This window comes from Bradyrhizobium oligotrophicum (assembly GCF_051168495.1).
GTDB classification, from domain to species: domain Bacteria; phylum Pseudomonadota; class Alphaproteobacteria; order Rhizobiales; family Xanthobacteraceae; genus Bradyrhizobium; species Bradyrhizobium oligotrophicum_A.
Genome location: NZ_JBNPVB010000009.1, coordinates 1 through 14,212 on the forward strand (window position 1 = coordinate 1; position 14,212 = coordinate 14,212).

Annotated in this window: 12 protein-coding genes; 5 read left to right on the forward strand and 7 right to left on the reverse strand. The window is 67.1% G+C overall.

What is annotated here, in order from left to right:
• The first annotated feature begins 750 nt into the window (after positions 1-750).
• The 3 genes from msrA to ACQR1B_RS17995 all read left to right on the forward strand — a co-directional run bounded on the left by msrA (position 751) and on the right by ACQR1B_RS17995 (position 2,642).
• Entirely contained in the window at positions 751-1,467 is a 717-nt protein-coding gene (msrA, locus tag ACQR1B_RS17985; protein WP_434836237.1) for a peptide-methionine (S)-S-oxide reductase MsrA, read from the forward strand.
• A gap of 60 nt (positions 1,468-1,527) precedes the next feature.
• On the forward strand, positions 1,528-1,953 hold the full coding sequence (msrB, locus tag ACQR1B_RS17990) for a peptide-methionine (R)-S-oxide reductase MsrB (protein WP_434836236.1): 426 nt from the start codon (positions 1,528-1,530) through the stop codon (positions 1,951-1,953).
• A 401-nt stretch (positions 1,954-2,354) separates the two neighbouring features.
• Positions 2,355-2,642: a hypothetical protein gene (locus ACQR1B_RS17995; protein ID WP_434836235.1), complete on the forward strand. Its 288-nt coding sequence runs from the start codon at positions 2,355-2,357 to the stop codon at positions 2,640-2,642.
• Between the two features lie 88 nt (positions 2,643-2,730).
• Here ACQR1B_RS17995 and ACQR1B_RS18000 read toward each other — a convergent pair whose 3' ends face one another.
• The 7 genes from ACQR1B_RS18000 to ACQR1B_RS18030 all read right to left on the reverse strand — a co-directional run bounded on the left by ACQR1B_RS18000 (position 2,731) and on the right by ACQR1B_RS18030 (position 10,346).
• The gene (locus ACQR1B_RS18000; RefSeq protein ID WP_434836234.1) at positions 2,731-3,270 is read right to left on the reverse strand and encodes a DUF4112 domain-containing protein; all 540 of its coding nucleotides are present in this window, start codon (positions 3,268-3,270) and stop codon (positions 2,731-2,733) included.
• Positions 3,271-3,330: 60 nt separating this feature from the next.
• Positions 3,331-3,771 (reverse strand): DUF5413 family protein, encoded by a 441-nt coding sequence (locus ACQR1B_RS18005; protein WP_434836233.1) that lies wholly within the window; start codon positions 3,769-3,771, stop codon positions 3,331-3,333.
• A 54-nt stretch (positions 3,772-3,825) separates the two neighbouring features.
• Positions 3,826-5,472: a hypothetical protein gene (locus ACQR1B_RS18010; RefSeq protein ID WP_434836232.1), complete on the reverse strand. Its 1,647-nt coding sequence runs from the start codon at positions 5,470-5,472 to the stop codon at positions 3,826-3,828.
• Between the two features lie 36 nt (positions 5,473-5,508).
• The gene (locus ACQR1B_RS18015; protein ID WP_434836231.1) at positions 5,509-6,801 is read right to left on the reverse strand and encodes an adenylosuccinate synthase; all 1,293 of its coding nucleotides are present in this window, start codon (positions 6,799-6,801) and stop codon (positions 5,509-5,511) included.
• Positions 6,802-7,181: 380 nt separating this feature from the next.
• Entirely contained in the window at positions 7,182-7,865 is a 684-nt protein-coding gene (locus ACQR1B_RS18020) for an ABC transporter ATP-binding protein (RefSeq protein WP_434836230.1), read from the reverse strand.
• Positions 7,858-9,084, reverse strand: coding sequence for an ABC transporter permease (locus tag ACQR1B_RS18025; RefSeq protein WP_434836229.1), 1,227 nt, complete (start codon positions 9,082-9,084; stop codon positions 7,858-7,860). Before ACQR1B_RS18025 ends, ACQR1B_RS18020 begins: the two co-directional genes overlap by 8 nt.
• Entirely contained in the window at positions 9,081-10,346 is a 1,266-nt protein-coding gene (locus ACQR1B_RS18030; protein ID WP_434836228.1) for an efflux RND transporter periplasmic adaptor subunit, read from the reverse strand. Before ACQR1B_RS18030 ends, ACQR1B_RS18025 begins: the two co-directional genes overlap by 4 nt.
• Positions 10,347-10,565: 219 nt before the next feature.
• Between ACQR1B_RS18030 and mgtA the strand changes: the two genes are divergently transcribed.
• Together mgtA and ACQR1B_RS18040 are read left to right on the forward strand one after the other, a co-directional pair.
• Complete coding sequence (gene mgtA / locus ACQR1B_RS18035; protein ID WP_434836227.1) at positions 10,566-13,130, forward strand: magnesium-translocating P-type ATPase; 2,565 nt, start codon at positions 10,566-10,568, stop codon at positions 13,128-13,130.
• Positions 13,131-13,273: 143 nt separating this feature from the next.
• Positions 13,274-14,203 carry a DMT family transporter gene (locus ACQR1B_RS18040; RefSeq protein ID WP_434836226.1) on the forward strand — a complete coding sequence of 310 codons (930 nt, stop codon included), beginning with the start codon at positions 13,274-13,276 and terminating at the stop codon, positions 14,201-14,203.
• The last annotated feature ends 9 nt before the right edge of the window (positions 14,204-14,212 follow it).

Sequence of the window (14,212 nt, forward strand, 5' to 3'; positions counted from 1 at the left end):
TCGCTATCGCTCGTGATCACGCCGGTGCGGGCGGTCCCAGACCCATAATCAGGATTCTTGCCCAGCCTCGACGGGCAAATCGGCCGGGACGACGTCACAAGCTGTCAAGCCCTTCCGAAAAACATAAATCATTTCACGATTTGCCAAATCAGGCCTATCCTCGCGGCGTTTCGTTGCACGGCAGGGGACGGATCGCGATCGTCACGGACGTTGGCAGCGGAATGCGATGGACGCGACATGTTGCAGCGGGCGAAAGCCTGCGGACGAACGGCATGGCGCGGACTGCGAAAGCGTGTGGTCCTGACCTCCCGACGCTGAGGCCAAGCCGGCGGTGATGATCCGCTGGCGACGGGGGCAAGAGAGCCCGGTCCCCGGGGAGAGCACGTATAAGCGTTAACACCATCGCGCAGGGAGGGCCGGGTGGATCCGGCTGAACCTGTGGTTCTGCCGCGTGCTTTTTTGCTGCACGCGGACCATGGGTGTCAGTCGACGCCCGGCCTTCCCTGCGCCCTCCGCCAGTCGGACGGGCCAGAGATCCAGCATCCCTCGGGCCTCCATGCCGCGAGAACGAATTCTCGTGACCGGACCGATCGCGTCCATCTTTGCGGCGCAAGGCGGCCCCATCTTCACGCAGTCGTGTGGCGGCCGCTGTAACGCCGGCCGAGCCTCGACGTATCTTGCGACAGAGGCCGGACCGGGCCAGTGTTTCCGGCCGGCGATACGAGACGAGCCACCCAGCGAGGATCCAAGATGCGCCTCCCCCGATCCCTCTTCGTGAAGACAGCCGTGCTCGGCGCCATCGCGGCCGCCGGCATCCTGGCCTTGAAACCGCTGCACGCCGCCGAGGACGCGGTCGTGATCCCGCCCCCGGCCCAGGATCAGCCGGCGTCCGACGGGCTCGAAACCGCCGTGGTCGCCGGCGGCTGCTTCTGGGGCGTCCAGGGGGTCTACCAGCACACCGCCGGCGTCGTCAGCGCGGTGTCCGGCTATGCCGGCGGCACCAAGGCGACGGCCGACTACCGCACGGTGTCGGGCGGCGGCACGGGGCACGCGGAGTCGGTGCAGATCAAGTACGATCCGAAGAAGGTCACCTACGGCAAGATCCTGCAGATCTTCTTTTCGGTGGTACACGACCCGACCCAGCTGAACCGCCAGGGCCCGGACTCAGGGCCGCAATATCGCTCGGCGATCTTCACCACCTCGGAGGCGCAGAAGAAGGTCGCCGAGGCCTATATCGCCCAGCTCGACAAGGCCAAGGTGTTCGGCAAGCCGATCGTCACCAAGGTCGGCAAGCTCGAGGCGTTCTACCCGGCCGAGGCCTATCACCAGGACTACCTGACGCTGCACCCGAGCCAGCCCTATATTGCCTATAACGACCTGCCGAAGATCGAGAACCTGAAGAAGATCTTCGCGGAGAACTATATCGAGAAGCCGACGCTGGTCGGCGAGGCCAAAGCGACGAATTGAGGGCGCGCCAGGCCGGCACAATGAAGGGGCGGACCGGACGGGTCCGCCGGAGGAGCTGACATGAGCGACACCAAGACCGGAGATACGAAGACGAGCGACAAGGTCGTCAAGAGCGAGACGGAGTGGCGCAAGGAACTGACGCCGATGCAATATGCGGTGCTGCGCGAGAAGGCGACCGAGCGCCCGTTCAGCGGCGAGTACGAGCATGATCATCGCGCCGGGACCTATGTCTGCGCCGGCTGCGGCCAGACCCTGTTCGAATCCGACGCCAAATTCGATTCGGGCTGCGGCTGGCCGAGTTTCACCCGACCGGCGGCGGAGAGCCACGTCGACGAAGAGACCGACGTCAGCCATGGCATGGTCCGCACCGAGGTGCTGTGCTCGAAATGCTCGGGCCATCTCGGCCACGTCTTTCCGGACGGTCCGGGGCCGACGGGCCTGCGCTATTGCATCAATTCCGCGGCATTGAAGCTGAAGCCGCGCTGACATGCTGCGAACGGCCCCCTCGTTCCGTCGATTGGCGGTATTGGGGGGCCGGCAGACGGTGGCCGGCGGCTCCGCGGCAGCCAAAATCGGCCACAACGCGCGAGATTTTCGCCGCGCGGATCCGTCTCCCCTGCATTCACAAGTTGCGGATCATTCAAGCTGTTGAAAAAATAGGATATTTCGTGACAGGCGGAAGCAGCCTGGATTTACGATGTGACCGGGCGGGATTCGCATTTCTGCCAAATCGGCCTATATTAGGGGCCGTAACTGACAATGCAGGGCCGGGCCGCCTGGAGCGGCAAATACCGCCCTCCACCCCCGCAATCGCTGGCGTCATGCCAAGCTGAATGTTTTGAAAGCTCGCGTCAGCGCTTCAAGCCGACAAGAAGAGGTCTCAGACCATGCGTCCACTGCGTCCGTTCAACTTCAACACCTCCGCCGAACTGTTTCCCGCCGCCATTCGCAAGAAGAAGCGGGCGGGCTTCGCTTATCGGCGGTTCGGCACCGCGGCCGAGGCCGTGCGCTTCGCCATGGAGGAGTTGCCTGCGGATTCGCTGAATGGCGCCTATCTGCAGGTCGAGGAGGCCCGGTTCGACCAGAACGGCATCCGCACCCTGTATGAGAGCGAGGCGTTTCCGCTGCCGCGCCGCCCCGTCGAGGACAAGGCGCCCGACGCCGATGCGGCCTGACAGCAGCTGGTGCATCAGACGACACCCTGCCCCGCCTCGCGCGGGGCAGTTTTTTTCTGGGGGCCACTTTAACCGGTTTTGCCGCGTCTCACCGCGGCTGCGTATCGAGCCACCGCCGCAGCAGCTTGGCATTGCGCATGTTGGCGCGGAACAGCACGTCGAAGGCGTCGCCCGCCACCGGCACCATGCCGATCACGCCCTCGACCGCGACGTTGCCGAGCATGCGGGTGACGACGTGCCATGGGGCGCCGAGCGCACGGGCCTCGCGCACCAGCCACAGCGACAGCGCGGTGGCGATGAGGTCGCCGACCACCGGGATCAGGCCGAGGATGCCGTCGATGCCGTAGCGGATGTTGGTGCCGGGCAGCACGAAGGCGACGTCGAGCAGCTTCGCCACCGCCTCCAGCCGCGCGATGCGCTGCTCGCGGGTCAGGTTGCCGAACAGGTTGGCGGCGTGGACGTCGAAGCGAAGCCCTCCGGGCCCCTCGAAGGTTCCGGCGAACGGCCCCTGGAACGGACCTTGGGGGATCTCCCGCCCGTCCTGGTCGATGACCGGCCCGCGCGCTTCACGGGCGTCGAAATGCGCCTCCGAAGCCCGTCCGGAGGCGCGGCGAGACGAACTCGTCATCTGGTCCTGCATGCTCATCACATGGAAACGCAAAAGCCGGGCGCAAGTTGCGTCACGCCGTCACGCGCCGTGCGAGCTCGGCTGGGCGGCGGCCGCGGGCGTTTCATCGACGAATTTGTGCACCAGCCAGGAGGACACCGTGGCCGGAATGAAGCCGACCAGCCCGTAGAGAATCCACTGCACGGCGCCGGAGTCGGAGCCATGCGATGCGTAATTGAAGCCGGCGAGCACGAAGGCGATGCCGCCCACGATCAGCATCCGCAGGACCGGCGGGATCCGCCTGACGTGAAACAGGATGTCGTCGATCGCGCACATCATCAGCGCGGGAAGGAAACCGAACAGATAGCTGTATTGCAGCGAGGTGAGGAACACCTTGAACAGCTTGGCCACCTCGCCGGAATCGGTCTTGGTCCAGTAGCCGGACATGTAGGTGATGACCAGGAGCAGCGCGAAGCCGCCCAGCGCCGGGCCGACGGCGACGAAGATCAGGTAACGCTTCATGCCAAACCTCCTGCCTCGCCGGTGCGCCGACGGCGCGAAGCCCGTGCCGTCCGGTCAGTCACCCCACAGCGCGAAGGCATCGTTGAAGGCGCGCTCGCCGGGGGCGCCCTTCTCGATCGCGATGATCGCCCGGCGTTGATTGCTGTAGACCAGGGGAACGTCGAACCAGGACCGCTCCTTCAGGAGCTGCACGTTGCGGCTCCTGTCGGCGTCGACATTCGACAAGCCGACCAGGAAGAAGCCGTCGGTGACCTTGACGGCAAGGCCGGCCAGCGGCGTGCCGCGCGACTGCTCGTTGGACTTCATCAGGATGCCCGGCACGTTGCCGACGCCACCGCCGGTGAAATCCTGCGGCAGGATGAAGGTCAGCTCGGCGGTGTGGCTCGCCGGCAGCGAGGTGTCGGTGTTGCGGCGGAACGACATCGTCATCTTGAACTTGCGATCGGGAATCTCGATGTCGGCGCGCACGGCGATATCCGCCTTCTGCGTCCCCGTCGCCTTGATCTGCTCGGTGCGCCAGACCACCGAGCCGATGTACTGCTTGCCCTTAGGATCGGCGGGATCCTCGTCATACAGCACGACCCGCTGCGCCACCGGCGCGATCTGGTCCGAGGACGGCGCCTGGCCGACGCGATCGGTGATCTTCGGCTTGGTGAGCGGAGCGCCGGTGTCCTTGGGCGCCTCGACCATCGAGGACGATTTGAACAAATTGGCGACGGTCCCGACCAGCGGCCGGCCCCACAGGATGCCGGCGCCGATCAGGATCAGCACGACGCCGGCGGCAATTGCGGCCTTGAACGGGAAGGTCGAGCCGCCGCGCTCCGACTTCTTCTTGGCCTCGCGTTCGCCGGCCGTCCGCTGCCGGGTCGAGGTGGCCGGCACCGCGTAGCGTTCGGCCTCCTGGACCGACTCGTCGTAGGAATAGGGCGCCTCCGGCAATGGCGGCCGATCGTCATCGTCCTCCAGCCGGTCCAGATCCGTGGCCGGAACATTGGCGTAGGTCTTGCGCGCAGCGCGGTTGGCCTGGGCGGTGGCCTTGCCGAGATCATCGACATCGGCGGTGATGTCGCGGAAACCGCGCATCGACGGCGTCGATGGCAAGGTGCCGTTGTTGTCCTGGCCGCGGCGCGGTATGGCCGGACGCTCGCGGACGGCCGGCGGCGTATCCGGAGCGGCAGCCTGGGGCGGTTGAGGACGCGACGACGGCGCGGCGGGTGCTGCAGCGGCCGGAGGCTGCTCGGGTCGCGAGGCGCGAGCCGGCCTTGCCTCTGCCGGCTCGCCACCGAGCGGCGGCCGGTCGGTACGGGCCGCCGGCTGGGCAGCGGCTGGCCGCGGCCGCGGCGCGGGAGCCGCCGCTTGATCGGGCGTCGGGCCGGACTGAGCCGCGGGGACCGCCGGAGCATCGGAATTGCGCGAGCCGGCGCGGCGGAGCGCATCGCCCGGTCGCCCAGCGGCGCTGGTGCTGGCGCGCTGCGCCTCGCGGGCGCGCTGGGCCGCTTCGGCTTCGACCTTGCGGACCGCCTCCTCGAGCGACAGCCGCTCGCGCGTGATCTCGGATTCGCTCAGCGGCGGCTGCACGCTGCGCAGCTGCGCGATCAGCGCCGCACGAGCCCGCTCGTAAAGCGCGCGCCGGCTTTCGCCGGGAGCGTTGGGGTCCAATCCGGCAATGGCACGGGCTATCAGCGGGTAGTAGTCGGCCATATCAACTCAATTCGCGGGCTTCGCTGTCGGGTCCCTTCACGCCTCGAAAGGATTCTGGACCAGAATAGTATCCTCGCGTTCGGGGCTGGTGGAAAGCAGCGCAATTGGGCAACCCACCAGTTCCTCGATGCGCCGGACGTATTTGATGGCCTGGGCCGGCAGATCGGCCCAGGAGCGCGCATTCGCCGTCGGCTGCTTCCAGCCTTCGATGGTCTCGTAGATCGGCTCGACCCGGGCCTGCGCACCCTCACCTGCCGGAAAATGATCGATCTCCTTGCCGTCCAGCCGATAGCCGGTGCAGACGTCGATCGTGTCGAAACCATCGAGAATGTCCAGCTTGGTCAGTGCAAGACCGTTAATGCCGCAGGTCCGCACCGCCTGGCGGACCAGGACGGCATCGAACCAGCCGCAACGACGCGGCCGGCCGGTGTTCGTTCCGAACTCGCGGCCACGCTCGCCGATCTTGCGGCCGGTCTCGTTGTCCTGCTCAGTGGGAAAAGGTCCCTGCCCGACCCGGGTCGTGTAGGCCTTGCACAGGCCGAGCACGTAGCCGATCGCGCCCGGTCCGAGGCCGGCGCCGGTCGCGGCCTGCGCCGCCACCGTGTTGGACGAGGTCACGTAGGGATAGGTGCCGTGGTCGACGTCGAGCAGCGCGCCCTGGGCGCCCTCGAACAGCATCCGCTTGCCTTCGCGGCGCTTGATGTCGAGCAGCCGCCAGACCGTCTCCGCATAGGGGAGCAGCTTCGGCGCAAAGGCGGTCAGTTCGCGCAGGATCTGCTCGCCGTCGATCGGCTCGAGGCCGAGGCCGCGGCGCAGCGCGTTGTGATGGGCGAGCAGGCGATCGATCTTGTGCGGCAGCGTATCGAGATCGGCGAGGTCCATCAGCCGGATCGCGCGGCGTCCGACCTTGTCCTCATAGGCCGGGCCGATGCCGCGGCGGGTGGTTCCGATCGCGGTCGCGGCGCTGGCGGATTCCCGAAGGGCGTCGAGCTCACGATGCAGCGGCAGGATCAGGGTGACATTCTCGGCGACGCGGAGATTGTCGGGGCTGATGGCGACGCCCTGCGACTGGAGCTTGCCGACCTCGTCGAGGAAAGCCTGGGGATCGAACACGACGCCATTGCCGATCACCGACAGCTTGCCGGAGCGCAGGACGCCCGACGGCAGCAGCGCCAGTTTGTAGATCGCGCCGTTGATGACGAGGGTGTGGCCGGCGTTGTGGCCGCCCTGGAAGCGCACGACGATGTCGGCCTGCTCCGACAGCCAGTCGACGATCTTGCCCTTCCCCTCGTCACCCCATTGGGCGCCGACGACGACGACGTTAGCCATTCGCAGCTCTTTCCTCTGCCAAGATCCAAAACAGCACGATCGGCTCGTACGATATCGCTTCCGATGAGGGGCCGTCCTGGCCAACCATGCGCCCAGCCCAAATCGCGGCCGGGACCGCTCGCTTGCGAGGCGTCCCACCGGATAAAGGAAGCCGCCGGGCTAGGCAAGCAAGAACGGGCCGTCGGAGCACACAAGAGCGCCACCAAGCCTTTGATAAGCCCCAAAATTTCATGCCGCCCCGGCTGCGGATCGGGCGACCCGGTCCGGCGCTTCTGGCGGCGCGTGGATACGGGCAGCCGCATTGAGCAATGGAACGGCGGCAAATCTACGATGGAAGCCGCAAACACGACGCCGCGGTACCAGACGACGGACCCCAATTGTCAGGTCCGGATGCGGCCATCGACAACCTCGATGATGCGATCGCAGCGCCGTGCCAGATCGAGGTTGTGGGTGACGAGCAGGAAGCTGGTGCCGACATCCCGGTTTACCTGGCGCATCAGATCGAACACGGCCTCGGCCGACTTGGTGTCGAGGTTGCCGGTCGGCTCGTCCGCCAGCACCAGATCGGGGTTCATCGCCAGCGCCCGCGCCACCGCGACGCGCTGCTGCTGGCCGCCCGACATGTTGGTCGCAAGGTTGTCGGCGAATTTCGCCAGACCGACCTGGTCGAGCAGCCTGCCCGCTTGGGCCTCGATCTCCGGGCTCGGAAAACCGCGATCGACCAGCAGCGGCATCATCACGTTCTCCTTGGCCGTGAAGGCGGAGATCAGCAGATGAGATTGGAAAATGAACCCGATCGTGTGCCCGCGCAGATGAGTGAGTTCGGTATCGCCGAGCGCGGCGGTGTCCTGGCCCTTGATCGTCAGCCGGCCGGAGGTCGGCCGGTCGAGCAGGCCGACGATGTTGAGCAGAGTGCTCTTGCCCGAGCCGGACGGGCCGATCAGCGCGACGAACTCGCCGCTGTCGACCTCGATGTCGATGTCGTGCAGCACCTCGGTCTCGGTCGGCAGGCCGACATTGTAGGCCTTGCAGACCTTCTCCAGGCGCAACAGGACCTCAGCCACGGATCGCCACCACCGGATCGAGCTTGGCCGCGCGCAGCGCCGGCGCGGTGGCCGCGAGCAGTCCCGTCACCGTTGCGAGCAGCGCCGTGATCACGAACAGGCGACGCTCGAGGATAAGCGGAAACAACTCCGAACCATCGGCCTGGCGCTGCACCGCATGCCAATAGATCAGAGCACCCGCGCCCATCGCCGCGCCGAACAGCGAGCCGATGAAGCCGAGCAGCCCGCCCTGCAACAGGAACACGCGCAGGATCTGGCCGCGCGAGGTGCCCATCGCCCTGAGGATGCCGATCTCCTTGGAGCGCTGGATCACCGAGACGATCAGCACGGCGGCGATGCCGAAGGCGACGGACAGCGCGACGAAGATGCGGATCAGCGTGTTGGACGTCTCCTGCGCGCGGACAGCAACAAAGAACTGCGCATTGGTCTTGATCCAGCTGTCCGCCTTGACGAGATTGGCCGCCTGGATGCGCTGAGCGATGTCCTCGGCCGCGTAGATGTCGTGCACGGTGATGTCGATCGTGGTGACGCCGCCGACCATGCCGAGCAGCGACTGCGCGGTGCGCAACGCCACATAGGCGGCGCGCTGATTGACGCCCTTGTTGCCGAAGTCGACGAGCCCGGCCACGGTCAGCACACGGTTGGCGCCCGAGGCCGCCTGGACGTTGAGCTTGTCGCCGACGACGGCGCCGAGGTCCTTGGCCAGCTCGGTGCCGATGATGATGGTCTCGCTGGTCAGCCGCGGCTCACCGGCCACGATGTAGTCCGGCACCTTCACGATGCTGAAATAGCTGTCGGGCTCGATTCCGGACAGCGTCACGGCGCGGCTGGCGTCGCCGCGAATGGCAAGGGCCGAGCCCGAGATGGTCGGCGACACCGCGGCGACCTCCGGCATCGCCAGCATCTGATTGCGGATCTTCGGCCATTGATCGATCGAGATCACGCGCTGGCTCGGGCGCTGCACGATCGCGTCCTCGATGACGCCGCTGCCGTTGCGCAAGGGGCGCGCGACCTGGTCCGGCGTCAGCAGCTGGATCTGCGGCTGCGAGGTCAGCACGCGCTTGATGAAGTTGGCCTCGAGGCCGGCCAGCATCGCCGACATGAACACGATCACGCCGACACCGATGGCGATGCCGCCGATGATGAACAGAGTCTGCAGCCGGCCCTCGCGAAGGAAGCGCACCGCGGCGATCCACTCGAACGGCAACCAGCGATTCACGGCAGCACCGGCCGCAGGCGCTGGCCGGTCACCACACCCGAACTCGCGGGCACCGCGATGTCGCCCGCATTCAGGCCGTCGACGATCTCGACATGGCTGTTGCCGCGGATGCCGACGTGCACCGGCTGCTTGACGGCGCGGCCGTCCTTCACACCAAGCACCCAGGGCTGTCCCGAGGTGAGATCGTGAACCGAGCGCACCGGCAGCTCCAGCGCATCCTTGCGGGAGGCGACCTCGATGTCGACCGACACCGTCATGTCCTGGCGCAGATAGTCGGGCGGGTCCTTCACCGTCAGTTTGACCTGCACCGAGGCGCGCGAGATGTCGACACCGGGATTGATGTAGCTGACGATCGCGGCGAAGCGCCGGTCCGCATAGGCATCAGCGGAGGCCACCGCGGTCTGACCGAGCGCCAGCTTGCCCAGATTGCGCTCGTCGATCTGCAGCACCAGCTGGACGTCCCCGGCGGGCGCCAGCACCAGCAACGCCTTGCCCGGCTGCGCCACCGTGCCCTTCTCGACATTGCGCGTGATCAGCACGCCGTCCCGCGGCGCCGAGATCGTCGCGTAGCCCAGCCGCGACTGCGCGGTATCGAGGTTGGCGCGCGCCTGATTCAGCTGCGTCTCGGCCATGACGTCGTCGCTGCCGCCGGGGCTTGCCGTGAAGACCTGGAATTCGGCCGCACGCTTCTGCGCCAACGCCACGTCGAGCGTCTTCTGCGCCTCATCGAGCGCGGCCCGCGTCGCGTAGCCATTGTTTGTCAGTTGCGAGGTCCGGTCATAGGTTTGCTGCGCATTGAGCAAGGTCGCCTGGGCCTGGCGCAGGGATTCCCTGGCCGAGGGCAGGGTCAACTCGGCGAGCTGGCGCATGCGCGCCTCGGCCTGCGCCACCTGCCCCTGCGCCTGCACCACCGCGGCCTTCAGCTCGCGCGCTTCGAGCGAGATCAGCGGCTGGCCCTTGGTGACGCGCTGACCTTCCAGCACCAGGACGTCCTCGACGGTGCCGGTGATCTGGCTGCCGATCTCGACGCGAAAGGGGGTTTCCACATGGCCGCTGGCAACGACCGTCTCGACCAGGTCGCCGCGCTGAACCTGATCGACCACGATGGCCGGGCCGAGCATCACTCGGATGCTCTGCCAGCCGCCGAGACCGAGCAGCGCCGCCACCGCGAGCACGAACCAGCGATGCGTCCACAGCGCCGCCCCGACGGCGGGAACGACTGTACTGGTGCGGGATGGCGAAGCAGTGGCTTGATCGGCCATGGTCGTCAACACAGACCCCGTCGATGCGGATGGGGCCCGGTCACGGCCCGGATCCATTCCTCGTGCGCTGATGATGCAGCCGCCAGCCCGCGGTGCGTTGCACGCAACGTAGGTTATCGTGGCTGCCGGGATGTTGCGATAGGTCAACCGCAGCGTCATCGTTCATGCAAATCAGGCACAACGGCATGACCATTTATCCGGCAACATGAACGGACGCATGTGAGCACCGATACGACCTCCAGCCTGCACCGGTTCTGGCGGCTCTCGCCGGCTCAAATCGGCGAGACCCTGGGCTGCGGCCTGGACGGCCTCGACGCGCGGGATGCGGAAGATCGGCTGCGACGCTACGGCCACAACGCCGATTCCCCGTCGCACGTCGTCGGTCCCGCGCGCGCCGTGCTGCGCCGGCTGCTCGAGCCGCTGTCGCTCATTCTGCTCGTGGCCGGCATCATCTCCATGGCGACCGGCGACGTGATCGGCGGCGCGATCATCGTCCTCATCCTCACGCTGTCGATCGGACTTGATACGGTCCAGGAAGGACACGCGGTCAAGGCGGCCGAGGAGCTGCGCCGTTCGGTGGCCCTGAAGGCCGAGGTCAAGCGCGACGGCGCCTATCGCGAGATCGACGTCGACGCGGTCGTGCCCGGCGACATCATGCGCGTGCGCGCGGGCGACATCGTTCCCGCCGACGCGCTGATCATCACATGCAAGGCGTTTACCGCCGGCGAGGCTGCGCTCACCGGCGAGCCCTATCCGGCGACGAAACGCGCCGGCGTGGCGGCCGATGAGAACGACACCTCCAACGCGCTGTTCCGCGGCTCGGTGGCGCAGACCGGCGAAGCCGTCGCCCTCGTGGTCAACACCGGGCCGAATACGATGTTCGGCGCCGCCGCTTCGGCGCTCGCCGAAGTACAAGCGCGCACGCCGTTCGAGCGCGACCTGCACGAATTCGGTCTCGTCATCGCGCGGCTCACGCTGGCTCTCGTCGTCATCGTGCTCGCCGTCCGCGTCGTGTTCGGCCGCGACGTGCTCGACTCGCTCTTGTTCTCGGTGGCGCTCGCCGTCGGATTGACGCCCGAGCTGCTGCCGATGATCACCACCGTGACGCTGTCCCGAGGCGCACTACGCATGGCCAAGCGCAAGGTCATCGTGAAGCGGCTCGCCGCCATCCACGATCTCGGCGCCATGTCCGTGCTGTGCACCGACAAGACGGGCACGCTGACCTCGGCCGAGATCACGCTCGCCCGCAGCATCGCGCCCGACGGCAGCGACGACCCGCGCGCCGCCGAGCTTGGAGCCGTCGCCGCGGCGCTCGGGGGTGACAGAGGCTCGCTCGACACCGCGCTCATTGCCGGCGCAGATCATGCCGCCGCTGGATGGTCCCTTGGCGGGCAGCAGACCTTCGACTTCTCCCGCCGGCTCGGCTCGGTGCTGGCGATCCGCGGGGCGGATCAGATCCTGATCGTGAAGGGCGCACCGGAAGCGGTGATCGAACTCTGTACGCGGCAACGGCAGGGCAGCACGATCACCGCGCTCGATGACGCGGGCCGCGCCGAGATGTGCGAACGCGTTCACGCGCTGGCGCGAGAAGGCTTGCGCACCGTTGCGATCGCATCACGGCCGTGGAGCGGCGCGCCGCGCGAAATCGAGACCGACGACGAGCAGGAGCTGATCTTCGAAGGATTGTGCGCGTTCGCCGATCCGCCCAAGCCGACCGCGACCGCCGCCATCGCGCAGCTCGCCCGCGCCGGCATCGCGCTGAAGATCCTCTCCGGCGACGATCCCGTCGTGGTCAAACGGCTGGCCGGGCTGGTCGGGCTGAAAGCCGACCGCGTGCTGTCCGGCAGCGACATCGCCGAGCTCAGCGACGACGCGCTCGCGGTGCAGGTGCACTCGGCCGATGCGTTCGGCCGGCTCGCACCCGATCAGAAGTCGCGCATCGTCAAGGCGCTGCAGGCCTCGGGCGAGGTCGTGGGCTTCCTCGGCGATGGCATCAATGATGCGCCGGCGCTGAAGGCGGCCGACATCGGCCTGTCGGTCGACGGCGCGACCGGCGTCGCGCAAGCGGCCGCCGACATCATTCTGCTCGCCTCCGATCTCGACGTCGTCGCCGACGGCGTCGAGGAGGGACGGCGGACCTTCGCCAACATCCTGAAATATGTCCGGATGGGTGCGAGCTCGAATGTCGGCAACATGCTTTCGATGGCCGCGGCATCGATGGTGCTGCCGTTCCTGCCGATGCTGCCGACGCAGATCCTGCTCAACAACCTGCTCTACGATCTGTCGGAGCTCGGCATTCCCTTCGACCGCGTCAGTCCGCAGGCGACCGCGCGGCCGCAGCGCTGGGACATGAAACGGCTGATACGCTTTGCCGCGATCATGGGCCCCCTGTCGTCTCTGTTCGACGTCCTCACCTTCGGCGCCCTGCTCTACCTGTTCCATGCGACGCCCGATGAATTCCGCACCGCCTGGTTCCTCGAATCCATGGCGACCCAGATCCTCGTCATCTTCATCATCCGCACCAATGGGCGGCCCTGGAGCAATCGTGCGGATCCGGTGCTGACGGCCTCGTCGCTGATCGCGCTGGCCGTCGCCCTCGGCTTGCCGTTCACACCGGCCGGCGCCTGGTTCGGCTTCGTTGCGCCCCCTGCCCTCGTGCTGGCCGCCATCGCGGGGCTCGTCGTCGCCTATCTGGTCAGTGCGGAGGCGCTCAAATCCCTGGCCGTGGGACCCGGAGCCATACGATCTCGCCGGCGGCGCCACCCCCACCACGGACCGCCATGACCGCCGTGGCCGCATGGTCGCGATGCATCTGCCCTCTTGATGGGCAGCAGCAATTGGTGTCTGTCGAGGAGGCCGGGGAGGAACAGCGGCCTGAAGCGCCGGGCTGATGCCGCGGCGCACCGAACCGGGACCAACACCGTCGCATGTCTGCCGCCGATCCCACCGCGTCCGCCGCGCCCGCGCGCAGCTGGATCGCGAACCAACCCTATCTGCTGCTCAGCATCACGGCGCTGTGCTGGGCCGGCAACGCCGTCGTCGGCCGGCTCGCGGCCGGGCACATCCCACCGGTCACCCTGTCCTTCCTGCGCTGGTCGCTGGCGTTCCTGCTGATCCTTCCCTTCACCTGGAAGCAGCTCCGCCAGGACTGGCCGGCGATCCGATCGCGGCTCGGCATCATGATCGTGCTGTCGGTGACCGGCATCGGCGCCTTCAACACCCTGCAATACTGGTCGCTCGAATATACCCAGGCGCTCAACACGCTGCTGCTGCAGTCCGCCGGACCGCTGATCGTCGCGATGTGGTCGCTGCTCCTGCTCCGCGTGCACCTCACTTTGGCCCAGGCCATCGGCATCGTGCTGTCGCTCGCAGGCGTGCTGCTGATCCTGACGCGCGGTCATCCCGCCGCGCTCGCCGGCATCACCTTCAACAAAGGCGACCTGATCTTCCTGCTCGCGATGGCGATCTTCGGCTTCTACTCGGTGCTGTCGTTCAAGCGGCCGCCGATCCACGGCCTGTCGATGGTCACCTTCACCTTCGGCTGCGGCGCCGCCAGCCTCATTCCGCTGCTGATCTGGGAGCTCAATGCGCGCCCGGTGATGGCATTCGACGCCAAGAACCTGCTGTCGCTGCTCTACGTCGCGATCTTTCCCTCGACCATCGCCTATCTCTGCTTCAATCGCGGCGTGCTGCTGATCGGCGCCAATCGCGCTGCGCCCTTCTTCCATGTCACGCCGGTGTTCGGCTCGATCCTGGCCTTCATCTTTCTCGGCGAACAGCCGCAGATCTTTCACGTGGTCGGCTTCGCCCTGGTGCTCGCCGGCGTGTTCGCGGCCTCGCGCAAGCAGGCGACGTGAGGCGGTCGG